Genomic DNA, 26,466 nt, shown 5'->3' on the forward strand with positions numbered 1-26,466 from the left:
TTTGTGTTCCCTACAACAGCAAAATAACACTCAAGATGATCTACCCCCATCATTACTGCTGAAATGGAAGCATAAAAGGATTTCATGTCTACACACAATATTTTGTGACGTGGAAACTTAGTGTAATCAATCATAAGAAACACCCACTATGTCATCTAATAAAACAAAGTGAATATCATCTGACAATTCCTTTATATGTAGCATTTTCTTTTCGTAGTTGATGTATTGTGTGAAACCTTCCTTTTAGATGATTGACAACTCCCAAATCAAAAATTGAAAAATTCAACGGCTTGTTAACACTCATTGCATAGGCGATTATTGATTCAAATTCTTCTGCTTGTTGTTCATCTATTATAATTGGTTTATCTGTTTTTTTCGTTTATGCTAGGTCGTGTTTAAGTCGTGCAACATGCGCTCAGGTAACATCATAGCTGTCCATTTAATCGTACCTCTGTCTCTAAGCATTTAATCACTCCTTCTTGAATGATTAAATAGCAACAGAACAAACGTTCTTTATCAATGCGTTTTGAGAACTTTTGTTCGATGTAAATATTGGTATACAAAATCTCTCCTTCTGTTACAATTTATGTATAACAATTAGGAGGATAGATTGATGTCATTAACAAGCAGAATAAAAAACAACAAAGAATTCAGAGATATTATTTCAACAATAGCGCCATTAAAAGAAGATTACACCACTCTCAGTGGTAAGCTTCCGTTTTCAAAAAAATATACCTGCTTAGTGGAAAGTAATTTACCACACGCTGGGGATTCCAGTTTAGTTGGTATGGCTTTTGATTATTTAGCAAGATTTAGAATTGGTCAGGTTATAAACAACACTGATGCGGGACAATACTTAACTGCATTAAAAGGCATGAAAAAGCTTCAGATAAAAACTGCCAACTTTAATCTTGTGGGTGAGTATTACACACCTCTTCACACTGCAGTTTACGATTTTATAAAAAACAATCAAGAATTAACAGACGATATAATTTTAGTTGCTCTTAGATTAGGTAAATTAGAACAATTTTTTAGAATGAGAGTGCCTAAAAGTTTTGATAAGAACGAGTTTTTAACTATTCAAAGATCAGATCTGCTTATTCCTGATTTGAAAGAGTTAATGGCTGTTTTCGAAGAAAAGTTTATATCTAGTGGTATTGTTAATAAGAAAAGTGAGGTTGTTTTCAATCCAAACTTTGGGATAAGTTCTTTTTTAGTAGACGGTGCGGATGCAGACATTGTTATTGATGGCGTTTTATACGATTTCAAAACCACAGGAAACTTTAAGTATGACTCTAAAGATAGTCTTCAATTAAGTGGATACTTTTTGCTCAACCGATTTCTTAGAGAGATTGAAGACAATCACTTAATTATTGGCAGCTTAAACTATGATAAAATTTGTTTCAATAAGGTTTGCCTATATAAAGCGAGATTTGGTGAGTTCGAATGCTATGATTTTGATGTGGTCAATGAGGAGCTATTGAACGATACTGTTATAGATTTAGCTGGATATTTTGATAATAATCCTGGGAGACTTAATAATATTTTTTTAGTTGCCCCTCTCGCTGACCAAGAAGGCTACAGAAATGCCATAAAGAAAATAGCTAATAAAAATAAGACACACTTATAGAAGGTGTCTTTATTCTCTTTCCTTTAACATTTTTAAAAGGTCGTCACTAAGTTGGATATCAATATCTTCTGTATCACTATCTTCATCACCATCTTCTTCAACCACAAATAACCCTTCAATAAATTCAGTGAAAGTATCAGCAATCAGGAATAGGTCTTGTTCGCCATCTCTTAGCTCATGATCCCAGAAATATATTTTCCCTTGATTTATTTCACTAACATCTAAACAAATTAGGTCTCCACCATCTGCATCTGCGATAGGAATTATTTGTTCTGGTAATTGCTCTTTATATGTTTTTATGGCTTCTCGTATATCATAATCATTCTGCTCCAACCCATAAAACAATTCGACTGGCACTGATTCACCAACTAGCCACAATGGTTTTTCTTTTAAATAGGTATATACATTGTCCTCAATCCAACATTCTCCTCAATCCAACATTCTCCGTATTCATTAATAAAACTTTTATAATCAGGAGAAATGTGATAAGCATTTTCTTCTTCTATTTTTTTCATTTCGTTTAAAGAGTTATTTGTTTTGGTTGATCTAATATCAATAGTGTATTGATCAAGTTTGTCTTTAATCCGTTTAAAACTCATTTTACTAGCCTCCTGTTAAGTCTAATGCAACACCAATATGTGCTGCATTTTTATGTAAGTCAGTCGGAACAAGTTGTATCCTCTTAGTCTACTTTTTCTAGAGCCAATTCATATCTAATACAAAAACCCTCCAAATTAAAGGAGGGTAATGTGTTAGTTATTGTTGTCTTCTTTATTTTTTATAAAATTCAACACAGCTTCTTTATCTTCCTCGTCTTTGGGTAAGAATCCGAAAGTTTCATATTTCCATACAGCTCTTCTTTGTATATGGTCAATACCTAATGAGTAAACATCTTCGTAACCATAATCAATTGAGAATTTTCCCGATCTCTCCAGTTCGAGAGTAGCTGTTGTCCAAGCACCTAAACTATTTTTTATATATTCCTTTTTCAATTCTTCAAGAGCTTCGCTGAGTTCAACTAATAAATGGTCGTAAACAGAGTCGCTTACACTATATCTCTCAGGAATATCATGACCATAAATACGTTCTTTATTATTAGGTTCAGTAAAATAAAAATTAATTCCAGCTGAATCGTCAAGTATTTCTGCATACATCCAAACTTTATCCCAGTCACATGGTATCATTTCGTCAATTGTTTCTGCTATTTTTTTATAATTCACTTCTAATTCTTCCATTATCTTTAACCTCCAGGTTGATTCTTAATAACTTCACGTTCTGAATGTTCTCCAATTTTATAACGTACTACGAACTTTTCAGGTCTTAATGAATCGTCCTTATAGACAGGCCGAATACTAACTTCTACATGTTTAGGTGGATCAGCCCTCAATGCCTTCAACCATCTTTGTTCCATCTCATACCATTTCCCGCCACTTCTATTAATCTGTGAACTCATCGGAACAAGGTTATCAATATCCCCAGACCCTTTAAAAATAGAGGCAATCAAGTGACCTCCGTCATCTTTTGATAATCGATCCGGCTTGCCTGAATTAGATTGGGCATATTGGTTTCTTTTGATCTCTCCGTATTTTAAATCACTTGCTTCGACTTTGACAATGCGTCCGTAGTGATCTGTTGTGTACGTATAACCTTGTTTGGTTGAATAAACGACATTTGGTTTTAATACCTTTTTGCGTTTCCACCTCACATAGTGATCTCCGTAACTAACAACGGTTGGTGGTGATTTTGGTGCTGGTAATCGTCTGCCTGTCTGAGAGATACCGTATCCTGAGTTGTTGTCTAGACGCTTTGCCATGGAGAGGAGTTTATTTTTTAAGTTTTCTCCATCAAAAACGTTATAAGGGAGTTTCCCTCCACCTGCTATTTGAAACTTTGGTGAATATGGCAATAGATTCGGAATGGTGACATTATCGATTGATTTTGCCCCTTGTTCAAGGCCTTTCTTCACTGTTGTTTTGGCTGCGGATGTCCCCGTTTTTGTAATGGCGCCTGCCCCTTTAGAACCAAACACAATTTCTGCTAGAGAACCAGTTGCATAGGCAAACCAGTGTGACCGAGAATACGCATCACCATCTATGACCTCTTTTTGAAATGAATCAGAAATAGATTTCCCAATCGCTTTCGATGTTTCAATTGGATGAGAAACAGCTGTCAAAACTGATTCAAAAGCCCCACCAGGGTCAGTGACAAGATCATATATTCCGGTCACTGTATCTTTTGCCACATCGTATAGACCAACCGCAGCACCTTTTACACTATCAACGAATACCTCTGATGCTTCTTCCTGTGCTTTGATTTGGAGAAGCTGGCTGTAATACATTTTTTGATCATATGTGAGATTCTCATAGCCTATCTCATCTACAATCTCAAAGTATTTCGCTTCTGATATACACGAAGGATCATTGAGCTTTTCTTTCAGTTCTTTGATTCTTCGTTTTTCTTTTTCTTCTTTTTTCACCTTTAAATATGCTTTCACCTGTGCATCAATTTGATCATGGTTTTTGTACACATCTGTCTTATGAAATGTTTTGGCATCATAATACATTGGCTGGGCGTTCTTTCCTTTTCCTGTAGCAGCCATCATCTTTGCATAAAAAGTGTTGAGGTGATTCTCAACCGCTTCTGACTTTGCGTATTCTGTTTTCAAATCATGGTCTATTTTATGTAAAGCATCAATAGTCTCTTTTCTTTTTTTGTTCGCATCGTCTAAATGTTCATTGACCTCTTTACTTGAAAATATGTGTAATTCAATCAAATCACTGATATCATCAAAAATAGTGGACAGGGCTTCTTTTTGTTCTTTGACCATATCTTTATTGTTCTGAATCCCTTGTTTCAATTGAGTGTCTAAAAAGTGCTCATCAATAAAAGTACTCCCGCCTAATGATTTGTCATCAAGCTTTCCTTTCACCCCATCTAAAAAAGCTTTTTGCATCTCGATAAAATCAAGATAAGTGTCCGTGTAAAGCGCAAGATCCTCATAAAAAGCCTTAATATTATCTGCACCTTTTCCAGTAAATTCATCACCTAATCCCGACACACTTTTTAGTGCTTTTTTCACATGTTTCATTTCTTCTTGAAGGTCATTATAGGCTTTTGACCTTTTTTCTACAGCTGTTAGTAAAGATGGAGCATCTAATATTTTCATATAAAAAAGACTCCTTTTATGGAATATTCTTTTACTAGAATACCATAAGGAGCCTGACACTTTAATCCACTTTATTATTTTTTAACCAATAATCCATCAGAGATGTCTTTTGATTCGACTGTTTGGAGATCCTGAATGAAACTATTTATACAGAAAAGTGCACCTAGTGCTACCAAAGCCTTTTGAGCATGATATTTAAAAATAAGAAAGTGATTTTCAAATCATAGAATGGAGCGGCTAATTAATAATAAAATTCAGCTTTTTCTAATTTATTATCAACATAAGCCAACTTCTTTTCAGTCGTTCAAACACCTCCACAAAGACAATACGACATGTATTGTCCACACTTCATAAAGAAAACCATTTAATCAAAATTCAAATAAATGATAAAACATATGAATCATTCTCCTTTACAGTTGACTACAGGTCATTTATAATTGACCGTAAGTCATCAACAAATGACCTCTGGTCAAAAAACAAGGAGGAATAACAAATGAGTAAAAAAGTTGCTCTTATCACAGGTGCATCAGCAGGTATCGGAAAGTCCACAGCAATTGAATTAAATAAGAAAGGATTCATTGTTTATGGTGCTGCTCGGCGAAAAGAAATGATGGAAGACTTGACTTCTCAAGGAATTAGCATCATTTCTCTTGATGTCACTGATGAAGAGTCTATGGTAAACTGTGTACGTGAGATTTTGGACAAAGAAGGAAGAATCGACGTGCTTGTCAATAATGCGGGCTACGGCTCATATGGTGCGGTTGAAGATGTATCTATGGAAGAAGCTCGAAGACAAGTAGAAGTAAACCTGTTTGGCCTTGCCAGAATGACACAGCTTGTTCTGCCTAGTATGAGAAAAAACAACTATGGAAAGATCGTCAATATTTCTTCTATGGGTGGTAAAGTGTGGACATCATTTGGCGGGTGGTATCACGCTACAAAATTTGCAGTAGAAGGTTTTTCTGATTGCTTACGATTAGAAGTTGAACCATTTGGTATTGATGTCATTGTGGTGGAACCTGGCGGAATTGCAACCGACTGGGGAGTCATTGCAGCAGAAAAACTTAGAGCAGCTTCTGCAAAAGGAGCTTATAAAGAAGCTGCCAACAAATCAGCAGATAACATGGTAAAAACGTATTCAGGAAGTAATTTAACAAAACCAGAGGTCATTGCAAATACAATTGTGAAAGCTGTCACTGTAACGAAACCCAAAACGCGTTATTTGGTTGGGTTTGGTGCCAAACCTATGGTATTTATGAAGAAGCTTCTTGGTGATCGTATGTTTGATAAGATCATTAAAAGGTTCAGCTAATCACATGATTCCTTATACATCTCTTTGTCTGACTCCAAATCAAAACAACCCTTTGAAATGGAGGTTGAAAAATAATGAAAAGAGCGATGACAGATGAAGCAAAGGCTCTAAGAGCGCAATCGATTTTAGATAAAGCAGCGGAGCTTTTTGAAAAACATGAATATAACCAAATTAAAATGTCTGATATCGCCAAAGAAGCAAAGCTATCTAAAGGCATATTGTTTGTTTATTTCAAAACGAAAGAAGCCCTTTTTTTTCAACTATTATGTCGAGAATATGTAAAAAGGCTGGATCGATTCATTGAGATTATTTCAGAAACAAAGATCAAAAACCTTCAGGATATCAAACATCTTTTTCTGAAAGAATTGGAAGAAATAATAGATCAAAATCCTATGTATATTAGATTAGAAGCTATTCGCACTTCTGTGTTAGAAAGAAACGTTGACTCTAACACGATGCTTCAATTAAAACTGAAGTTATTTCAAAAGTTAACGGAAATGACCGACTTGCTTTGTGAAAATCAAGTGATCAGTGAGGAGCAGGTAATGGATATCTTTCAAGCTGAGGCAGCAATTGTCATTGGCTGCAAGCTCACTGCAACCTTACCAGATGAAGTCATAACCATTATTGAAAATCATGCTATGCAAGACTTTAAACGAGATTTTAAAACAGATGTGATGAATACAATGTCTTGTTACCTTGATGGTTATTTAAAAGGCCTTGAGGCTTAAAGTTTTAATCTTCTCCATAACAAAAATGATTGCAACAATTCTGTGGAAATGGTCAGTGAATACTTCCATCTGATGTTGTAAATACTCACATATTTGCAGAATCGCCATCTATAGCAAAGTCTTTTTTATCTTGAATGAACCGCTCTCATAACAACACAATATTAAAGGGACTGACCCCATAAAGTGAGACAAATAAAAACACCATTAAATTGAAAACCGGGTATAGCATACCTGAGAACAATTTGGAGGTGTTTTTGTATGGGAAAAAGAGTTAGTTATCCGATTAGTGTAAAAGAAGAGGCCGTTCAAATGAGGTTAGCTGGAATCGTTTGACCGCATTTTCTGTCTTTGGACTATAGTAGCCGTCAATGCCGTTATTTTTCGCCCCTTTATCAGGGTAGAAATATACAGCAGCAAGGGCTTCCTGCAATGCTTTTACTCCAGCGCCCTTTGGTCAAAGGCTTGGTCACTTTAATGATGCCAGATGGTAAGTTAAATGACTTCTTTGACGTGCTTGATTGGGTCGGATTCATGAGACCACCTGTCTTTAAAGTAGCCAGCGTCACTTCCGCTTTGTTAAGTACCTCTTGATTTCTCACTCTAGTTCCTCCTTGTTCTCGGCTTAAAGCAAGCCGTCCCATAACGCTTCAGATTTTTGTACGTCTTGTTGTTGATCTCCTACTCCATTACCTTGCGGACGTGCTTTTTCAAGCGCTTCGACTCTTTCAACAACTGGAGCCAGTGCCTTTTCTACAGCTACGGCCATTTCTTTTGCGACCTCTTCATCAATTTGTTTTTCTTGGGGATCAGGCTGACCTTAGCCTTCTCCCTTCTCAAGGTCATCCAGTCGCTTTACAACCGGTGCAATTGTGTCATCTAGCATCTTTTGCAGATCTTCTTTATTCACTTCTTCGTCCTCCTCCTTCTCTTCCGTTTGACTCAACAGATTGTCGATAGCGGCTCTTGCATTTTTCAATTCAGTTAAGTTAGCAGCTGAAAACTTTCGGCCAGCTTTTATGATTTCTTCAGGTGGATCAGTTTGGATACCAGCCAAGTCATCAGTAAGCAAAATCTCTTGTGTAATTTCCACAAAGTCTTGCAGTGCTGCCCTTACCTTTTCAGGATCAGTCTCCAAGTCTTCATCGTCGTAAGAATCCCATTTAAACAAAACGGAATTCAGTGCATCTTGTGCCGCCCAAAACTCCCGACGCATGCGGCCTTTGTCGTACCTGTTCTTCACTTCTCCTTTTGATAAAAAGAAGTTTTTGAGCAAAGAAAAAAGCCCCTTCTCATCAGAAGCTGGCTTGTGATCCTCTTGTTTTCCTATATCCGCTGTTCCGGCCATAGAGTATCCGGTGATTTCACCCTTTTGAATCTGTTCCCAGATTTCATCAGATGCTTTTGTCACAAGGACCCACGATCCTTTCTTGATAACCTCATCGCCCATTTCAAAGTCAGACGGAGCAATGTACGATTCAACGACTTCCCCGACACCGCCTTGGAAATCATGCTGCTTGTCGATTTCACGTGCATCCTTCAAGAATCCGTGTGCCGCTTTCTCAATTTCTGGTGTCATGTAATCCCCATGAGCATCCGCTACGTTTGGTTCATAAACAATACCGTACACAAGACGCTGTGCATCATCAGCTTTGGCAATGACCTTAATCTCTTTTTGAAAGTCTGGCTGCTTTTCCGACTTCATAAAAAAGAACTGCTTTTGATTAGCAGCCTTGTCCACGTATGAAACGTGTGTGATTTTTGCATTTACCAATTCACTTGGCAATTCATTCACCTCCTTTCAAAAGAAAAAGCCTTCTTTCTAAGAAGACTCACTTATATCTTTTTAATTGTTTTATAGCATTAAGATAGCGAGATAAATCTTCACATGTTTTAGTAAATTGCAGTTCAACATCTTTTGTCAACGGTTTGGAAAAGTAATCAGGAAGCTTTCGAGTATCCGTAATAATTTTAGCTATTTTACTATTAATAACTTTACGTTCTTGTAAATAAGTAATAAGAGAAGGTATATCCAAATCCGCAATTTGTTTTTTGTGAGCTGCTTTCCGATCAACAGTAAAGTACAATTCAAGAATTTCCATATCAAGTGAATTTAAACTTTCATACACACTTCTATTTTTTTCAATTTTCTTTTCAGACGATTCCATCTTAATGTTTTTAACACCTTTATTTTCGTCAATTTCTAAATTTGAACCATTCTCAAATTTTAATCCCTCTTGAATTTCCTCTAACTTGTTCCTAATGAAATTCAGTTCAAAGCCTCCATATTTTATGGTTGCTATATCTTGAATAAGATTAGTAATAGGTTTCTTTAGCATGGCAATAACAATAATTATTAGAATCGGCCATATCATTGCTGTAACAATAGAAGATATTAATTCATAAACATTCATAATTTCCCCTCATTCTCAAAGTAATGAGGATATTATACTATTTTATTCCATGTTCTGTAATACTCTTCTTCTAATCTCTTCTTTTTCCTCAGCTGACAAACCTAAAATGACTGGGTCAACCACAGGACCCACCGCACAATGACAATTTACTCGCTCTTTTGGCGTGAGCTTGTGTATCTCTCGGAAACATGCACCGCTCTCCGCTTCCTGGTATCTCAAATTCTTCATCGAGGGGAATGATCGTGCCGTCCAGCTGCACATGACTTTCTCTGGACTGATTCTTCTTCCCGCCACTGTGCTTCCATCGCTTTGCCGTCACAGCTGGAGATTGGACATAGGATTCATGTTGAGCAACGGAAGAAGCGGTCAACACTTCTGTGACCGCCGTCACACGTGCGCGCTTGCGGCTGAATTCAGGAAGGTCCTTCAGCTCCAGTTCAATCTCTTGGATAGAGCGACCTTCTTTTATACCCTCTTTCAGCGTTTGCTCAATGGCTGTATGAGTATTCAGCTGCATAAGCTGCGCCAACTCCTGTGACCATGATTCAATCCACTGTTCAGTTTTCTCAGAAAGCACCTTGAATGGAATATCTGCATCGATGGAATGCATGATCTTCTCAGCCAGCTGCGTGACTGTCAGCGTCAAGAAAATGGCCGTTTCTTTTCCAAATAGCTCCGCAAATTCATCAGCTGCAAACAAGTCATTTTGAAAAAATGCCAGAATTGATTCTAACGTCTCCGAATCGTCCTTGGATATAAAACCATTCAGTGCATTCAAAAACGTCCTGCGTTGCAATCTTGACAATCTAGCGATGGCTTTCTCGTATTCTTCTACCAAAGAGGGAATGTCTTTCAGTTCAGGGAAATCTGCTAAAGCTGCTTCAAGTTCTTTGACCTCATCTTCCTCCGCTTTTTGCACAAAGGTATTGATGTTTTTTATCAGCTGATCAATCTTACTCATTTGCGGATCTCCTCTAGTTCATCTCTAAGGTCTTTGAGGATAGATACCAATTCATTGTTAGTACCCGCAGACTTTTGAAGAACCGTATCAAGAAAGCTAGTTGATGCCTTTGGCTTTGCTTCAATTGGTCGGTGATATTCTTCCTCTGGCCATTCTTCAAGTGTCTTACCAAGAATACGGCCAGCCAGATCACGCAGGTCATTCGGTGAAACCGCTCCTGCTTGAATAAACGGTCTAAGAACCTTTGCAATTTCGAGCGGATCACGAAAGTCAGGACCATTTAAAATGAGTCGCACATGCCAGAGATCGAGATCAGGAAGAAAGAGTGTGTTGAGCTTGCCAGTGATGATCATTCTTTCCGGCTGGAATACCTGTTCTTCTGTCGTTTTTCGAGCGGTGTCAGCTGTGGCCTTGTTATAATCCTGTGATTCGCCTGTGTAGATCGGCGGCAGACGGAACGAGGAACGTATCTTGTTTCTCGTTTTCTCATCATATTCAAGGAACAGCGCATCCTCCTGGAGAATCTCGGCCAGTGATTTTATTTCAACTTTAACAGGTGCTGGGTCTTCGTCATTGCTTACTTCGTCCTTTTTCTTTTTAGGAATCCCTTCGACTTCAAGCAAAAGGAATTTATGTGCATTATCTGAACCCTCGATGCCATTCATGTACTCTTGCAGCTGTTCATATGATGCTTCAGATAGCATTCCATTCTCTACAGTAATTGCAGCCGGCACATGACGACCTTGTTTAAAATACAGATAGTTCAGCTCTTCAGCTTTACGCGCACCGTACATATTGACGATGTTACCAATCCAACGAGGAACACCATATGTACCGCTGCCAATCTTAAAGTGGATGACTTCGCTTGCTACAAGTTCAGGGGGAGTTTTTTCGCTAAATTCTCCCGTAGCAGCGTTCATTGTTCTTGGATCTCCGTATTCCTTAAAGAAAACTTTTTTAGTGTTGACCTGCTGCACATACTTTCTGAACCGCTTCATTCTTTTGAGAGATTTGACTTGACCATAATCGGTATATTTAAAGTCGATCTCGACAGGATCACCTATCTTACATATTCGCATGTGTTGAGCATCTAAATATTCAATCCCTGCCGGTTGCCCTGTGCCATTACGTAAAACTTCAACAAAGCCATTCCCTGTCCGCTCCCGATCTTCTATCACATATCCTAGAACCACTTCGGCTGATTCATCATAGTTCATGTATCGCACAAACTCCTCAAGCCTCGTCCATTCTTTTTCAGCAGCGCCTTTCTTTCCTTCTGGTGCATTCTCAGCGTTGAAATCAAAGACATATTCAATTCCTAAGCCGAAACCTAGAATATTTGTTTTATATGCATCAATGCATTGCTGAAGAATGGTAGAATACTCAGCTATTTGTTTGAGCTCTGTGATATTGTACGGCGGCTCGATCAATCCATCAGCCTCATAGTTAAAACTATCATCATGAATTTGTTTCGTAGTTTGAGAGATGTCTGCTTTAAACACAGTAGCTTTCACATGTTTTGTCATAGCCTTCTCATCGACCTCCTATCTCTGTTCGGACGTGTCCGCTCTTTAGGCTGCTCTTTCAGATCGGTGACCTCATAATCATCTAACGCATACCAGATGGCTGAAAAAGTATGAGGGTCAATCTGAAACTCGTCCTCTATGATATTGCCGCGCTTGTCTGTCTTGTACGTGAGCGGCTGAAGCTCATAGATCGTGTTTTTGCATGAGTCAGAACATATGATTTTCTTGAACCGCTTGATCTTCTTGGTGTACTGCAAGCGTGATCCTTGGAACTTATGAGCGGCCACCATGTTGTATCCCATCTTGCGGAAATATGCGATTGTCTTCTGCTCATTATCAGCCTTGATCAGCTCTTTTGTTTCGACGAACTCTTTCAAATCCTCGACAGTAACATCATCGGTCTTACCACGATCGTAATACTCCCAATAGATATATAGATACTTCTTCTCGTGATCCACAGCCAACCTGACAACTGCGTTATATGAATCAACGAAACCAAAGTCCATGCCCGCTCTAAGCAAAGGCCGATTGATATTTGATATGGCCAGCATCACATCTTCATGTGGCTGCACCTCGAATTGAGGAAGAACACAAATACCGTTAATACCAAAATGACCTTTTCGGGCTATTCGATAAAGGTCGGGATCGTATTCTTTCAGTTCATCCAGCTGCTTGATATAGCTCACAGGTAGAAATAGGTTATCTTCGGCCGTCGAGTGGTGATAGTACGTATCATTGATAGCGATCGTTCGCTCTTTGTATAACCTCTCATCATCTAGGATGAAGCGGTTGTTTTGATCGTCCTTAAAGAAATGACGGTATGTCCAATTATCCTGGCCGACAGGGTTCGTTGATAGGATCATGTGCAGTTGCAATGTTGGATGACGCAAACGACCAAGCAGCTCCTTGAATCCCTCGTACTTCACTTCTGAACATTCTTCAATCCATATGATCGAGATGTTGTTGATCGACTTCAATTTGGCTGGCTTGTCCAACCCTTTGAAGATGATCCGGCTCCCATTATGGAATTTAAGCATGAGCGGTGATGTTCTACACTGGATCACATGATCGAGCCCAAGTTCATTTACGATCTCTTCAAACAGCGAAAAGGTTGAATCCCTGTGTGTGTCATAGACTTCACGAATCACAAGGGCTGTTCTCTTTTCATCCAGTAACTTTAAGATGAGTTTCAAGGCAATGTGATAGCTCTTAGATGAACCGTAACCACCCACTAGGAACTGAAACTTTTGATCCCAATCAAAAAGAAATTTTCTAAAGTGGGGATTCACTTCTTTTTCCATCAACGGTCCCCCTTATCCTTGATGATGATTTCAAACGTTTGATCTTCTTTATTATCTGTAAGCCGTTCCACTTCAGCTTTTGTTCTGTCAATATTAAGCCTCATCTGCTTCAATTTAAGCCGTCTTTCATCTTTCTCATGCGCTAACCCCTCAAACTGTTTTATCAAGCTTCTCAGCTCTCCCATCGCTCTTGATTGAGCGTTTAGGAATGTAGCATGACGATCCCAAGCAAATTGAAACTCGTATTCTTCTTCCTCAATATCAGTAGAATCTGAAACGACTGACTTTTTCTTTTTCAACTCTTTAATCATTTCATCTTTGCTTTCAACGAACATTATTTTCTGTGCTCGCACAATAGCGGTAAATTGAATCTGTATTTGCTCCCACAGCAGATCAACGGGCGAAAACTCCTGAATGTCCTGCATGATCTCAAACGCTTCAGCTGACATGTGCTTTGAGTAAAAGCCGTGTGTCTTTGCGTTTTGGTTTTGTATTGGTGCTGCTCCCCCGCTATTGCCTAACGCATTAACATTACCCGGTTGACCACCCTTTTTTGGGTGCACCTTTTTTTCTTTGGGTGCACCCTTTTTCCTTTCCCAACCATGCCGCTTTTTCCACGATTTTATGGTGTTGATCGACACTCCGTATTTTTCGGCAAGGTCCTTGTATTTCATACCTTTGACGTAATCCTTCTGAGCCTGAATGTGCTTGTCTACCATTTACATTCACCTGCCGCCTCCTTCCGATTCGTGTTTGTTTTGGGATTATTATTTCCTCTAAACTGCCACCGCACTCTACCTTTAAGCCGATGCTTGATGTAAAGATTCACCGGAAGCAGTTTACAGGGAACAAAAAAACGCCCTCCAATGGAAAGCGCTTCTAAATAGTTCTTATGAATCAAATTCTTCGGGTAAATCCTCTCTGCGAAGGGATTCCCATTCTGTAATAATCTTTTGATTTTCTATGTCATGAGAAAGAATAGTAACTATCTCAAATTTCTTAACCTTATCAAGATATTCTCTCCCTGTTTCACACAACCATTTTTTTATGTCAATATCCTTTAATCCACAAGGAGCATTTACAATAGCAGTTCCAGATACTCTTAATTCCAATAAACAGTTTCCGTTTTTATTGAAATAGACACCCTCATAATCACCGTTTCTTGGGCTTTCCTCACATTTGACTTTTTGTCGCTCAGCTTCTTCTCGACGAAATTTTTCTTCTTCATCTCTTTGACGTACAATTGCTTTCTGCTGAGGACTATAGTTCCTCATATCATATCTATAACCCATAGTATCACCTCCCCCCTTTATATCGGCAAAAAATGAGCATATAGAACTATTCGCAAAATTTGTCGAACGAAAAAGCGACCTCCTCAATAGAAGCCGCTCTCAACTTATCACCTATACTAGACAAAATTCATTGCCAATATCATGCCTCGCTATTATTCAAATTCTCTAGCAGAATTAATATCTACATATTCTATTCCGTTCTCTTCATATATAAAACCATTTCTATCTAAGAATTTTATAAAGTGGCTAATAATATGATGGCTATAACTTTGTTTAAGTCTGTCTCTAAATTCAGTAAGTTCAATCGAACCATTTATTCTATCTGGATAATTATTCATGATCCATCTCTTGTAAATATTAGGATTACTTTTATTTATAATATTATTTGGTGTAATCTTTAGTTTAGAATCTAATTGTGTAGTTTTACTTTGGATTTCTTTTAAAACGGTAGCTAAATCATCTTTTTCAATTTTTTCCTTATCAAGTAATTGCTTCAAATTTTCTTCAGTCATATCTTTAAATTCAGAAACCGAAGCTAACATTTCTTCTCTAAAATTGCTTAAAAAATCTAATGTTTCAATTGTTTTTTCTAAAGCTTCATCTGAAGCTTTTTGATTCTCCATTAACTTATCAGCAGTTTCTTTGATATCAATGATTGACTGCCTTTGTCCAGCAACATCAACTAATGTCATTAAAATAGCTATAACTGCTAAGATTATAGAAATTCCTGTAGCCATAACATTTACTTGGTTTCCGGCATCTCTATTACCACCAAATGCGAACACTAATGTAAAAGTAATGATTAAGAGCGCAATAATAGTAGTGTATACAAAATGTCCAATGCTTATTTTTTTATCTAACACCATAATTCCCCATTCTCTTTTTAAAAACATTATATAACTAGAGTATTCATTTTATCCACACAGTTCACTAATTCACCTTATCTATTATTGTGTCTAACTCAGGGAATCGCTTAACCCTATTCCCCTCTTACTTTTCAGTAAATTCCTTAAAATGAGTAGGAAATTTACTCAATAAGGTTAGTTGATGAAAAAGATCTAAAAAAGCGCCCGTTTCAAAATCGAGGACATTCAATTAACTCTAGACACCTATCTCAATTTGATATAGTAGTTAGAATACCGTTCTCAAAATATAAATACTTATTTCCTTTATAAACCCACTGTTCCAAAGTATGATCTACTGTTTGGGTTTTGTTTATCTTTTCAGGTCTCCCCCATCCTTCAATCAATACTTCTTCTTTAGTCATTCCACCAGAAACACTTTGAGGGTTATTAGTTCGTTCTTGTATAGCCTTGTTTCTTTCTCTTGTTTCAGCTTCCTTAAAATTTTCCTCTAATTGATCATTTTTATCTTTTTGCAAAGCATCTATGTTTTTTTTGTTATTCTCTTTAGTTTGAAGGAATTCTAAATCTTCATGACTTTTTTTATACTTTACTTTATCCAGCATTGCATCAACATAAGCATATGTATCATAATTATCTAAGATCACTTCAGCGTCTTTTAATTGCTCCAACTTTTTATAAGCAGAAGCTATAAAGTAGTAATCTTTTTGAAACTCGTTATTTAAGTTGCGTGTTTTTTTGATAACTTGTTCATAATCTTTATTTTTAATTGATTTTATAATTTTTTTGTCTTCACTAGAAATGTCATGTTTCTTTTGAGGCTCTTGTTCTTTTCTCGGCTCTTCTTTTAGATCATTTTCACCGGACTTTAAATTTTTTGAAACACTTTGATTAGAGCAACCGAATAAAGCAACTATAAGTACAAATAAAACAAGAAGAAATTTTTTCATTAGCAACCTCCATATTATTACTTTTTTTAGTATAGCATCTAATCTAATTAAACTTCATTTTTATTTTGAAAACAGACAGGGACGCTTTACAGCAAATTGAAAAACACCGCCATGAAAGACGGTGCTTAAATCCTCACTTAATATAAAATTCGTTTGTGTAGAATGTACCAACAGTTTCAACATGATTACCCTTTTTGTCGTAACGTTCTACATCCACTCTAAAGCGATAAGTACCTTTTTTGTTACCAAACGACTCTTTGATGTCAAATTGATCATAAAGTTTTTCGCCTGGGTTAAGCGGGTTCGGGGAATTTGTTTTAATCATCTCCCACTTTCCATTAACCTTGCGCTGCGGAATAAGATTCGGTCCTGCGATATAGTCATTGTCATTTTTGACAGCAATACGAACAACCTTATCCTTTCCTAAAAAATGATTCGCCTTTGTCGGATTCGCTGATACACCTTTTAATGATGCCATGCTCATCATCTCCCTTTTTATATTTTTGCGCTCCTATCCCTCACCAAAGCACCTGCAGCCATACACCCAAAAGACGACTGTTCCCATCAAATCAGCATCGTTTCCTCCGGATACGGCCGCCTTGTCGTTGGTACGTTTCGCGTCTCGTGCCCATTATTTCTTCCCAATCGCGCGTCGTTATCGGATCAGCATCGTTCTCCTTCTTTCTATTAGAACCAGGAGCAATGCTTTTAAATTGATTTAATGCCTCTTTAGAAACAGAATCTCTGATCTTCATTTCACTCGCTCCTTGCCGAATAAGCACCACCTTACGCTATTCGCTTAAATAGATTTTGCAATGATGACTACACTCCGAGAGGATGCCAAGTACAGTCAATCATCAAGTAAAATGAAAAACTGTCCTCGATACGGCCGCCGCAGACCAGCTGCTATCCAGGCTCAGAATGTCCCTCTCGTATGGCAACATTCCTCAACACCTTTGTTCCGTATCCAGATACGCCATTGATAAGGGAAAGGCGCGTCTCCCATAAAAAAAGCGGACACCAATCAAGGCACTTAAAGTGCTCAATGATTAGCGTCCGCAGGTTCTTCCTTCTGGACAAAATATTCACGTTCGTTTTGCTTGTCTCTATCATACGATGATCCACAGAGGAAAAAAGGTCCCCATTTTATCCCCCTTTTTGTCGGGGTTTTCTCGGCTTAAAGCCAAATAAACACAAAAAAACCTTGGAAGCCAGAGGCCAATCAAGGTTTAAATCATTTTCTAGATATTATTTATTACTTCATCTACAGATTTACTAAACATATCAGGGTCTTCATTCTTTATTTCAATTAGTAGATCTTTAATATTATCTACTATGAATGGATCTTGTTTTGATAGTACATTGCGATAAACTAATCTCACTTCAGGATGGTTTAGAATCCTATAATGCAGAATTTCAATCCATTCTGAAGCTTGGTTAAGAATCTGGGGAATCGCCTTAGCAATGTAACTGAGCCCTTCTTCTGTATTATTTTTATATAACCTTTCTATTCCATGAACTAAACCAAACATAACTTCAAATTGTTCAGTATCGTCATCAAAAACTAAACATAAATCCGGGATAACCGAAACACTTCCATAATCAAGTACTTTTGCCAAAGACTCTTCAAACTCTTTTATGTTATTTTCGTTTTCTAAAAGTCGATTATCGTATAAGCTTTTTAATTCCTGCTTAAGATTCAAAGGAATTCAACCCTTCCATATTTACTTATTGAACAAATCAGGATACTGTTCTCTATTTTTATTCATTACGGTTTTTAAACCTTGTCTTATCTCAGAATTGTATAAACCATCTTTTATATATATTTTCCGGGCATCCCAAATATCATGAGCTAATGCATCGCGATAATTGAGTTCTAGATAATCCTTCAGTTTTTGCCCGGATAAACCATATGTATATGTCTCACGGTGTCTACCACCAGTACCAGGATGTGGTTGTTCCATATTCATACTGATACCATTGTTCCTTTTTATACCCGACTGTTTCATTTTTGCATCGGCCGGCATGTGATGAGGAGTAATATTATCAAAAGCGGTTCCTTGCTTAATTAGTTCTTTATACGTTCCAACTTTCCCTTCGTTAGGAAGCAGAGTTTTCCCAGTATCCTTAACCCCCATCTTACCATGAAATCCTTTTGTTCCAAACGGTAAAAGCATCCCTAGCGCCGCATTCATACTCGCTTCCTGCTGTTCTTTTGAGATCTTATTTCCAAACATGTCTCGGCCTGTAATCGCTTCGCTGAAACCGTTAGTTGCGGTGAGTCCATATAAGCCTTTTTGAGATGTTTTTAAGGCGTCAAAGGATTTTTGTGATGTCTTGTAAATATCGACCGCTCTTACTGCAGCTGATGTGGCTTTAGAAGTTTTATATATCGCTTTTCCGCCTTTAAAAATGCGCCCTGCCCAGCCGACAATTGGGATGTAGCCGGCTGCCGCCATGCCGCCTGCGGCGACACGCTGGCCTGACGTTAGTTCTTCACCTGTGATCGGGTCAACACCTGTAGCGGCACGTTTTGCATCGTTCACGCCAGTCAGTTCATTTACGATGTTTCCACCATAATCGAGCGCTTTTTCATACCAAGAACGGTTGGCGAGGGCCTCTTGTTCCTTTGCGATCTCACGAGCTTCTTCTTGTTCTTTTTTGATTTTGAGATATTCAGCAGTTTGCTTCTCAATATCACTTTTTGCCTTATAGATTTTACTATCTTGAAATGCTTTTTTATCAAAATTCATAGGTGAAATGGATTTCCCGTCATTCGTAGCATTGATCATTTCTGCATACAATGCCATTGTAGCCTTCTCCTCAGTCTCTGACAAAGCATATTCATCTTTTAGATTTTGATCAAGCTCTATTAAATCTTTAACCGTCTTTTTTCGTTCGTCTTCCGCATCTTCGATCTTTTCATCAAAGGTTTGGCTATCGAATACCTCCAGTGAAATGAGGTCATCGATATCTTCAAAAATCGTTTTAAGAGCATTTTTTTGATCCTTCACAATGCTTTTGGCATTCTTGATGCCCATATGTACTGCGTTGTCTAAAAAGTGTTCTTCTACAAAGGTGTCGCCGCCAAAGTTTGTATCATCAAGTGTCCCAGAAACACCTTCATGAAAGGCTTTCTGCTTATCGATGAAGCTGATAAACATGTCTACATTTCCGGCGAGCTCTTTGTAGAAACTTTTTATGTTATCCGCACCTTTCCCAGTGAAATCATCACCCAGGTTTGCCACGCCTTGAAGTGCCTTTTTTAAATCAACCATTTGTTCGCGGAGTTCCTGATAATGTTTCGCCCTTGCGTCCATGGCACTTGTTAGTGCTTTAGCATCAAGTATCTTCCCCAGCAGAGTTCACTCCTTCCTATTCATTGACAAGGTCAATTTTACCAACACAAAGTTTGTCATTAAATAGGAATAAAGATACAAAAACACAATATAAAAGCGGGCACCCATTGAGGCACTTAAAGTGCCCAATGATCAGCGTCCGCAGGTTTCTTTCTGGACAAAATAAAATATTCATGATTGCTTTATCTCGGCAATGCAAATAAAAAAAGTGCCCATAAACATGGACACTTTGGTTCTATTATTCCCAAAACGCATCGCCTTCAGAATCAATATACTTCTGAAGAAAAGTTGTAAAATCTACATCAAGCAGCCTATATTCTAAACCGTCTTCAAATAGATAAAGGTTGGGATTTTCCTGATTTAGTATCAAGTAGCATCCTTCAAAAAGAGCGGCAATAGCTGTTCCATCAACCTGATCAAAAAAATCATTAGACAACTCGGATTCGATTTCTTCTAAACTGAAAACGTGTAATCCTCCACCCACCTTGTTCCCAAAAACTATGTCTTCAAATATTCTTGCTCCATTATGTAGACATAAAAACTCTTTGAGATCGTCAGGCAATGCATGATGTTTCTTTTCAAATTGTTTTATATTTTCTTGATCGGCTGGGGCATTGAAGGTACAGCACTTTTCATAGACTTCACCGTCTACCGAGAATTTGATGATGTTCTTCTCATCTAATTGATTTTCAAGCTTTTCTAATATCTGCACGATCCTACTCAATCTTTCACCTTCTATCTATATCCTCTCCACCAAGGAGAAACCTCTTGTTGATGCAGCGTTCTTGTGAGTGCATATAAATTACCCATTTTATTATCTCCACCATATTCTAAAGGTATAACATGGTGTATGTCTAAACCAGACCAATCCCATTTAGGATCGCCGTATTTACCAATATACCATCTGATATATTTATTACGGATATCCTTATCTCTCTTCACTCTATCTTCAGGCTTATACCATTTCATATTTGCTTTTGTTGGTGCAGGCAATGATTTACCACTATGACTATTATGAATTTGCGGATATTGATAAGCATTTTTATTAACTAAATATGTTTCAGTTGTACTCTGTTTAGTACCTGGGGCACTTCCGACCCAACCGGCAGTTAGTATGTCGGATTTGTACACAAATTTCGTTTTAACCATCTTATACGTTTTTGATTTTGTAGCACCAACTTTTATCTGAGAACCTGTAAATTCTTTAGTATACGTTGAAATTGCGTTATATTTCCCCGCATAATCATCTCCTACAAATAGAGTGCTACCTACAATTACAATAATCGGCTTTGCTTTGCCTATAATGCTACGAATTGTGGAACTATGAGTAATTGCCTTTTTCGATTGATCTAACTTAAACAATGTATCAATGACAATTGTATTCGCGACTTTAGTATTAGCGTCTGGAGTCTTATTAGTATTTTTATTCTTAGTGGATGGTTGCAGCACTACGGTGTCACCCTGTGGCATATTTCTTTGAGGTGGCTCATGAGGTTGGTTTTTAAATTGTTGTCTTGCTTGGTCAATTATATCAGATTTACTCTGTATTTCTTTTGCATGTCCATTTTCGTCAACTTCTAGTACATGTGTCTCTTTGTATGTTGTGATACCGTCCTTTGATTGACTAGCTTCAGCATCACTTGTCCATAACCATGCCGTCAACAGAAAAGCCATAAAGAAAATCGAATAAGCAAATTTCTTCATTCTGATACTCCTTTTCCAATTTATTTACAACAAATCCAATATACAATATATGTATCTATTTATAAATGATCCTAAAATACCATTTATACAAAAACAGCACTCATATGATTCCGAGTGCTGTCGAAAGTTTAAACGTAGCTTGCTTTTTCAATTTGTAATATCGATCTTTCTTTAATCCTAACTCTTCGCATACCTCAAGATCTTTAACTATTCGTGAAGTAAGGTACTTCATGCGAATAATGTCTTGTTCAATTTCATCCAAGCTGTACTCTAGTGCTCTTTCTATTTGTCGTACCTTCAGCTCCGAACAAACATTTTGATCTTTTAATCTTGGAAACAAAGTTAAGATGCCATTTGCTTTTTGCTCATCTAAGTTCTCTTGTTTAACTTTTAATGCTTTATAAAGCTTCAATTCATTTATTAATGTCTGACGGACCTGCTTTTCATTGACCTCAGGAATAAGGCATAATTGGTTGGTTAACAAATTTATACCCTCCCTCTAAAAAACCTTATAAGCAGACTGTTTAATTATATAATTGAATTATTGTTTGAAGTACTATCGTTCGTAGATTCCTCGTTTGTAGAATCTTGATCGACCTCTTCAATCGACATTTTTATATTGCACAAGTCTTCTAATTTGATAATTTTTGTTTCTGTACATAACTTTGGCTTAGGGTTATTTCCTAATAAAATTAATTCTTTGTTTATAGCGTGTAGTACATACCAAGATTTTTTATTTAAATCACTTTCAAGATTATTTTGTTCATTAGCTAAATCAATGTCAGAAACGAGTATATATTTTTCTTTTGTCCAATATAAAAATTTTGAAATTTGCTTCATTAAAGCTGGTATAGGGAGACATAGAACGGTCATACATCCTATTATAATTGCTAATTTTCCAATTGGATTTTCTACGAATACATTTGTTACAACTGTTCCATTCAACGGAAAATAATAGCACAATAAGCAAACCATGAACAGTATTGCTAATAATACTCTTACCCCAAACCGATTAAGTTTTGAAGAGGATTGACTGTTTATAACATAAATTATAGTGAAAATTGGAGCACCAATTGCGAAAAAAATTGATCCTATCATGGGAGATAAATTTGGATCCCCAGTCCAGGACGGTACACCAAAAGTATAAAGTATAGACAGATTAATCAATACCCACCATAAAGTCTGTCCAAGATATTTAATACTTAATAATAGTATAACCATATCTTTAGTTAACAACTTTTGTTCAAAGATACTTGATGATAATAAATTAATAGGTCTTATTAATTTGAAAATGATTAATAACACTATTATTGCAGCAGCCAAATTACTTGGTATCCCCATTTTTTCGAGAAATCCAAAATACTCCATAAATACACACCTTTTCAATATTCTTCTTTATTGAATCGGCATTTTTTAGATTTTTTCAAGTAATTAGGGAACTCTATCTGCTAAATATCTATTCTGTGAGAACTTGTATAATTTAAATTTGTGAACTGGCCGTCACGTGTAGTGATCTCGGTTCTACCGTACATTGGGATTTCAGCCAACACCACATTGTTGGAATGACCATCTAGGATAATAACTTTAACTTCTCCTTTTTTAAAAAGCTGATCAATTGAAATGTTAGAGTCTATATGCTTATAAAGATTATTCATCCACAAGGCCTCGTGTTATAATGAATTGTTCATCGAGATAGACGCATTATCTACCCTCTATGCGATAAAGCAGGAACCATCGTCTTGATCGTTTGCGTGCCACCTTATGCAGCCCCGTCTTCCTAATCTTTTTGATCATTCCCGTCAGAATCGTTTTTCACACTTAGAAGGGAATCTAATCATTAGCAGCTGCTTCTCATCTTTCTGCATCGGTACAGCTTCGTTGGCTTGGACCTCATACAAGAAAAAATAGACACAGATTCAATGAATAAATATGAAGAGTATATCTCCAAGATCATGGAGTGATTTTTTATCACTTTTTTGTGGGTGATTTGTAGGTGTTACCTGCTTCTTTTTTAAATATTAGAAATACCCACAAAAACAAAAATCCCCCTGAAGCCAATGGCTCCAAGGGGTTCCTCTATTAATACTGAGACATATACTGATCGCGTTCCCATGGGTGTACTTGGGTGCGGAACATATCCCACTCGATTTCTTTTGATTCGATGAAGTGCTCGAAGAGGTGATCGCCTAGTGCGTTGATCATGACTTCGTTTGACTTCAGCAGCTCAAGTGCTTCTGCAAGTGTTGCAGGTAGGTCAGCGATGCCGTTTTCAAGGCGTTCTTCTTTGTCCATGACATAGATGTTTCTGTCGATTGGCGCTGGTGCGTCTAGTTTGTTTTTGATTCCGTCTAGACCTGCTGCAAGTAATACGCTTAGTGCAAGGTATGGGTTTGCAGATGGGTCTACGCTGCGCACTTCTACACGTGTGCTGATGCCGCGTGATGCTGGAATACGGATCAATGGGCTGCGGTTTTGTGCACTCCATGCCACATAGCAAGGTGCTTCATAGCCAGGTACAAGACGTTTGTATGAGTTAACCGTTGGGTTTGTGACTGCTGTAAAGCTTGTTGCGTGCTTGACGATACCCGCGATAAAGTGTCTAGCAGTCTCGCTTAATTGTAAATCTGCTTTTTCATCAAAGAATGCGTTTTTGCCATCTTTGAATAATGATAGGTTACAGTGCATACCTGATCCGTTTACACCGAACAATGGTTTTGGCATGAATGTCGCATGAAGACCGTGTTTTCTAGCAATGGTTTTCACAACAAGCTTGAACGTTTGAATGTCATCACAAGAACGGATCGCGCCTGCATATTTGAAATCAATTTCGTGCTGTCCAGGTGCTACTTCGTGGTGAGATGCTTCAATTTCAAAGCCCATTTCTTCAAGCTCAAGCACGATATCACGGCGGCAGTTTTCACCTAAATCTGTTGGTGCAAGGTCGAAGTATCCACCTTTATCGTTTAGTTCGAGCGTTGGCTCGCCTTTTTCGTCTAATTTAAATAAGAAGAATTCTGGCTCAGGTCCAAGGTTGAAATCACTAAATCCTAGTTCTTCCATTTCCTTTAAGATACGCTTTAAGTTGTTACGAGGGTCTCCATCAAATGGTGTCCCGTCCGGCTTATAAATGTCACAAATAAAGCGTGCAACTTTACCTTTTTCTGCTGTCCAAGGGAAAATAACAAATGTGTTGAGGTCTGGATATAGGTACATATCTGATTCTTCGATACGTACAAACCCTTCAATAGATGAACCGTCAAACATACATTTGTTATCGAGAGCTTTTTCTAACTGGCTCACAGGAATCTCAACATTTTTAATTGTTCCGAGAATGTCTGTAAATTGCAGACGGATGTACTTTACGTTTTCCTCATTTACTAATTTTACGATATCTTCTCTTGTGTACTTTGCCATTTCGTAAAACTCCTCCCCTACAAAAGGTAAAATGTGTATAGCAATGCTTTTGCTAATTGGTTAACGGAAGAACCTTGACATATCCCCCTGCCTAAAGGTTGTTCCTTGTTGGAAACGTCCAGCCTGAATGAGTTCCTTCTTCAGTAGCTTCCTGAGTTCATCATCTGTCAAGTTGTGCTTCGCTGTGGTTTTCTCCTCTGTCTTTGTTTCAGACGATGGATTCTCTGCCTCAGCTTTGGCAAAAAGTTTTTTGATTCCTGCCATGTTTACACCTTGTTCGATGAGGTTTTTAATTTCTAGTAATTTATCAACATCATGGAAAGAAAATAATCGGCGATTTCCGTCACTTCTTGCTGGAAATACTAAACCATTTTCCTCATAATAGCGAATTTGTCTTGCAGATAATTCTGTTAGCTGCATGACAATCCCAATTGGGAATAAAGGCATTGAGCGGCGAATATTATCACTCATCTCAACTCTCTCCTCCTCTTTGCTTAAATTTATTATATGTCATGTTATATTATGTGTCAACGAAATGTTAGGAATATTAACATGGATTTTTTTATCGAGCAGGGACTTCAATAAAACCTTGCTCCAATAAGGCATCTACCGCACTGCAAATCGCATTTTTCACATGGGCATAGGTGAGTCCGCCTTGAACATAGGCCGTATAAGGCGGTCTGATTGGGCCATCGGCTGATAATTCGATACTGGCTCCTTGGACAAATGTGCCCGCCGCCATAATGACATCATCCTCATAGCCTGGCATATAGCTCGCATGCGGTGTGACATGACTGTTAATCGGAGATGCGTATTGAATGGCCTGACAGAAGGCAATCATTTTTTTAGGGTCTCCAAATTCTACAGATTGAATCAAGTCGGTTCTTTTCGCATTCCACGCCGGGTTTGTTTGGAACCCGAGCTTTTCAAGAAAACGAGCCGTAAACACGGCGCCTTTTAAGCTTTGGGCAACGACATGCGGCGCTAAGAAAAATCCTTGATACATTTCCTGGAGCGCATAGAGCGATGCACCCGCTTCACTTCCGATGCCTGGAGATGTCATTCGATAAGAGCAAGCTTCTACCCATTTTTCTTTTCCGACAATATAGCCGCCTGTTTTGGCAAGGCCGCCGCCTGGGTTTTTAATGAGAGAACCTGCCATAAGGTCTGCGCCCACATGGCACGGCTCTTGTAATTCAGTAAATTCACCATAACAGTTGTCAACAAACACAATGATGTCCTCATTGATGTCTTTCACAAATGAAATCATTTGTTCAATTTCTTCTATTGTAAAGGATGGTCTTGAAGCATAGCCTTTTGAACGCTGGATGCCGATGACTTTTGTTTTAGAGGAAATAGACTCTTTGACTTTGTCGAAGTCCACTGATCCATCTTGTCGCAAATCAATGGCTTTGTAATCAATCTGGAAGTCTTTTAATGAGCCTGTCCCTTTTTTCCCACGAATCCCGACAATCTCTTCTAGGGTATCGTACGGTTTCCCTGTCATGTAGATCAATTCATCGCCAGGTCTGAGCACACCAAATAAGGCGATGGAAATGGCGTGTGTTCCGGAAATGATCTGCGGGCGTACGAGACCGCTTTCCGCTCCGAATACTTCCGCATAGATCTTTTCTAACGTGTCTCTCCCCATATCATCGTAGCCATAGCCAGTTGTCGGGTTAAAATGAGAGTCACTGACTTGATGTTTCCGATAGCTTTCAAGAACCCGCCACTCGTTTTGTTCGCTTCTTTGATCAATTTGCTGATGTACGAGTGAAATTTCTTGTTCTGCTTCTGCTGCTATTTTTTCTAAAATGGTGCCGTGTTTTAAAGTGTGAAACATCGT

The 26,466-nt window shown here is 37.9% G+C and carries 28 protein-coding genes and 5 pseudogenes; 3 read left to right on the plus strand and 30 right to left on the minus strand.

Annotated features, from left to right (window positions below; translation table 11 throughout):
- Positions 1–2 precede the first annotated feature (2 nt).
- The 3 genes and pseudogenes from BK049_RS19215 to BK049_RS19620 form a co-directional block, all read right to left on the minus strand.
- Positions 3–134: pseudogene (locus BK049_RS19215) on the minus strand (UV damage repair protein UvrX); the annotation flags it as partial.
- Positions 135–175: 41 nt separating this feature from the next.
- Positions 176–364 (minus strand): annotated as a pseudogene (locus BK049_RS20205) (YolD-like family protein); the annotation flags it as partial.
- Between the two features lie 61 nt (positions 365–425).
- Positions 426–563, minus strand: coding sequence for a hypothetical protein (locus BK049_RS19620; protein WP_167358867.1), 138 nt, complete (start codon positions 561–563; stop codon positions 426–428).
- 50 nt (positions 564–613) lie between these two features.
- On the opposite strand from BK049_RS19620, the gene BK049_RS18360 reads away from it, so the two are divergent.
- On the plus strand, positions 614–1,630 hold the full coding sequence (locus BK049_RS18360) for a hypothetical protein (protein WP_071169139.1): 1,017 nt from the start codon (positions 614–616) through the stop codon (positions 1,628–1,630).
- 9 nt (positions 1,631–1,639) lie between these two features.
- Here the strand turns inward: BK049_RS18360 and BK049_RS18365 are convergent, their stop codons facing one another.
- The 4 genes from BK049_RS18365 to BK049_RS18380 all read right to left on the minus strand — a co-directional run bounded on the left by BK049_RS18365 (position 1,640) and on the right by BK049_RS18380 (position 4,796).
- Positions 1,640–1,987: an SMI1/KNR4 family protein gene (locus BK049_RS18365; RefSeq protein WP_244887359.1), complete on the minus strand. Its 348-nt coding sequence runs from the start codon at positions 1,985–1,987 to the stop codon at positions 1,640–1,642.
- A 32-nt stretch (positions 1,988–2,019) separates the two neighbouring features.
- A complete protein-coding gene (locus BK049_RS18370) occupies positions 2,020–2,229 on the minus strand; it encodes a hypothetical protein (protein ID WP_071169141.1) in 210 nt (69 codons plus the stop codon).
- Positions 2,230–2,382: 153 nt separating this feature from the next.
- On the minus strand, positions 2,383–2,865 hold the full coding sequence (locus BK049_RS18375; protein ID WP_071169142.1) for an immunity protein YezG family protein: 483 nt from the start codon (positions 2,863–2,865) through the stop codon (positions 2,383–2,385).
- Positions 2,866–2,870: 5 nt separating this feature from the next.
- Positions 2,871–4,796 (minus strand): T7SS effector LXG polymorphic toxin, encoded by a 1,926-nt coding sequence (locus BK049_RS18380; protein WP_071169143.1) that lies wholly within the window; start codon positions 4,794–4,796, stop codon positions 2,871–2,873.
- A gap of 493 nt (positions 4,797–5,289) precedes the next feature.
- Between BK049_RS18380 and BK049_RS18385 the strand changes: the two genes are divergently transcribed.
- Both BK049_RS18385 and BK049_RS18390 read left to right on the plus strand, forming a co-directional pair.
- A complete protein-coding gene (locus BK049_RS18385) occupies positions 5,290–6,108 on the plus strand; it encodes an oxidoreductase (RefSeq protein WP_071169144.1) in 819 nt (272 codons plus the stop codon).
- 86 nt (positions 6,109–6,194) lie between these two features.
- Positions 6,195–6,839 (plus strand): TetR/AcrR family transcriptional regulator, encoded by a 645-nt coding sequence (locus BK049_RS18390; protein ID WP_232532042.1) that lies wholly within the window; start codon positions 6,195–6,197, stop codon positions 6,837–6,839.
- Between the two features lie 283 nt (positions 6,840–7,122).
- Here BK049_RS18390 and BK049_RS19225 read toward each other — a convergent pair.
- From BK049_RS19225 to BK049_RS18495, 23 genes and pseudogenes are all read right to left on the minus strand, one after another.
- A pseudogene (locus BK049_RS19225) lies at positions 7,123–7,354 on the minus strand (peptidoglycan-binding domain-containing protein); the annotation flags it as partial.
- Positions 7,349–7,438 (minus strand): annotated as a pseudogene (locus tag BK049_RS20210) (hypothetical protein); the annotation flags it as partial. The pseudogenes BK049_RS19225 and BK049_RS20210, both read right to left, overlap by 6 nt.
- A gap of 23 nt (positions 7,439–7,461) precedes the next feature.
- Positions 7,462–7,605, minus strand: a complete 144-nt coding sequence (locus tag BK049_RS20045) for a hypothetical protein (protein WP_155887886.1) — start codon at positions 7,603–7,605, stop codon at positions 7,462–7,464.
- A 51-nt stretch (positions 7,606–7,656) separates the two neighbouring features.
- Positions 7,657–8,622 carry an XkdF-like putative serine protease domain-containing protein gene (locus BK049_RS18395; RefSeq protein ID WP_342341897.1) on the minus strand — a complete coding sequence of 322 codons (966 nt, stop codon included), beginning with the start codon at positions 8,620–8,622 and terminating at the stop codon, positions 7,657–7,659.
- Positions 8,623–8,668: 46 nt separating this feature from the next.
- Complete coding sequence (locus BK049_RS18400) at positions 8,669–9,250, minus strand: hypothetical protein (protein WP_071169146.1); 582 nt, start codon at positions 9,248–9,250, stop codon at positions 8,669–8,671.
- Positions 9,251–9,292: 42 nt separating this feature from the next.
- A pseudogene (locus BK049_RS18405) lies at positions 9,293–10,211 on the minus strand (phage minor head protein).
- Complete coding sequence (locus BK049_RS18410; RefSeq protein WP_071169147.1) at positions 10,208–11,737, minus strand: phage portal protein; 1,530 nt, start codon at positions 11,735–11,737, stop codon at positions 10,208–10,210. Before BK049_RS18410 ends, BK049_RS18405 begins: the two are co-directional and overlap by 4 nt.
- Positions 11,734–13,038 (minus strand): PBSX family phage terminase large subunit, encoded by a 1,305-nt coding sequence (locus BK049_RS18415; RefSeq protein ID WP_071169148.1) that lies wholly within the window; start codon positions 13,036–13,038, stop codon positions 11,734–11,736. The genes BK049_RS18410 and BK049_RS18415 overlap by 4 nt, the downstream gene beginning before the upstream one ends.
- Positions 13,038–13,757, minus strand: a complete 720-nt coding sequence (gene terS / locus BK049_RS18420) for a phage terminase small subunit (protein WP_008362206.1) — start codon at positions 13,755–13,757, stop codon at positions 13,038–13,040. Before terS ends, BK049_RS18415 begins: the two co-directional genes overlap by 1 nt.
- A gap of 171 nt (positions 13,758–13,928) precedes the next feature.
- Positions 13,929–14,330, minus strand: a complete 402-nt coding sequence (locus tag BK049_RS18425) for a hypothetical protein (RefSeq protein ID WP_071169149.1) — start codon at positions 14,328–14,330, stop codon at positions 13,929–13,931.
- 152 nt (positions 14,331–14,482) lie between these two features.
- Positions 14,483–15,193 carry a hypothetical protein gene (locus BK049_RS18430; RefSeq protein WP_145939422.1) on the minus strand — a complete coding sequence of 237 codons (711 nt, stop codon included), beginning with the start codon at positions 15,191–15,193 and terminating at the stop codon, positions 14,483–14,485.
- A 251-nt stretch (positions 15,194–15,444) separates the two neighbouring features.
- Positions 15,445–16,143: a hypothetical protein gene (locus tag BK049_RS18435; RefSeq protein WP_071169151.1), complete on the minus strand. Its 699-nt coding sequence runs from the start codon at positions 16,141–16,143 to the stop codon at positions 15,445–15,447.
- 133 nt (positions 16,144–16,276) lie between these two features.
- On the minus strand, positions 16,277–16,621 hold the full coding sequence (locus tag BK049_RS18440; protein WP_071169152.1) for a structural protein: 345 nt from the start codon (positions 16,619–16,621) through the stop codon (positions 16,277–16,279).
- Between the two features lie 763 nt (positions 16,622–17,384).
- Positions 17,385–17,846: an Imm30 family immunity protein gene (locus BK049_RS18450; protein ID WP_046343238.1), complete on the minus strand. Its 462-nt coding sequence runs from the start codon at positions 17,844–17,846 to the stop codon at positions 17,385–17,387.
- 21 nt (positions 17,847–17,867) lie between these two features.
- Positions 17,868–19,463: a ribonuclease YeeF family protein gene (locus tag BK049_RS18455; protein ID WP_244887360.1), complete on the minus strand. Its 1,596-nt coding sequence runs from the start codon at positions 19,461–19,463 to the stop codon at positions 17,868–17,870.
- A gap of 277 nt (positions 19,464–19,740) precedes the next feature.
- Positions 19,741–20,226 carry an SMI1/KNR4 family protein gene (locus tag BK049_RS18460; RefSeq protein WP_071169154.1) on the minus strand — a complete coding sequence of 162 codons (486 nt, stop codon included), beginning with the start codon at positions 20,224–20,226 and terminating at the stop codon, positions 19,741–19,743.
- An 11-nt stretch (positions 20,227–20,237) separates the two neighbouring features.
- The gene (locus tag BK049_RS19230) at positions 20,238–21,206 is read right to left on the minus strand and encodes an HNH endonuclease signature motif containing protein (protein ID WP_083381149.1); all 969 of its coding nucleotides are present in this window, start codon (positions 21,204–21,206) and stop codon (positions 20,238–20,240) included.
- 100 nt (positions 21,207–21,306) lie between these two features.
- Positions 21,307–21,690, minus strand: coding sequence for an ArpU family phage packaging/lysis transcriptional regulator (locus BK049_RS18470; protein WP_071169155.1), 384 nt, complete (start codon positions 21,688–21,690; stop codon positions 21,307–21,309).
- Positions 21,691–21,734: 44 nt separating this feature from the next.
- A complete protein-coding gene (locus BK049_RS18475) occupies positions 21,735–22,574 on the minus strand; it encodes a hypothetical protein (RefSeq protein WP_071169156.1) in 840 nt (279 codons plus the stop codon).
- A gap of 80 nt (positions 22,575–22,654) precedes the next feature.
- Positions 22,655–22,861, minus strand: a complete 207-nt coding sequence (locus BK049_RS18480) for an XtrA/YqaO family protein (protein ID WP_008362239.1) — start codon at positions 22,859–22,861, stop codon at positions 22,655–22,657.
- 424 nt (positions 22,862–23,285) lie between these two features.
- Positions 23,286–24,620, minus strand: coding sequence for a type I glutamate--ammonia ligase (gene glnA / locus BK049_RS18485; protein WP_071169157.1), 1,335 nt, complete (start codon positions 24,618–24,620; stop codon positions 23,286–23,288).
- 60 nt (positions 24,621–24,680) lie between these two features.
- Positions 24,681–25,091 (minus strand): MerR family transcriptional regulator, encoded by a 411-nt coding sequence (locus BK049_RS18490; RefSeq protein ID WP_007499423.1) that lies wholly within the window; start codon positions 25,089–25,091, stop codon positions 24,681–24,683.
- A gap of 91 nt (positions 25,092–25,182) precedes the next feature.
- Positions 25,183–26,463, minus strand: a complete 1,281-nt coding sequence (locus BK049_RS18495) for a methionine gamma-lyase family protein (RefSeq protein ID WP_008360365.1) — start codon at positions 26,461–26,463, stop codon at positions 25,183–25,185.
- Positions 26,464–26,466: the final 3 nt, after the last annotated feature.

Source organism: Bacillus xiamenensis (assembly GCF_001857925.1).
GTDB lineage: Bacteria > Bacillota > Bacilli > Bacillales > Bacillaceae > Bacillus > Bacillus xiamenensis.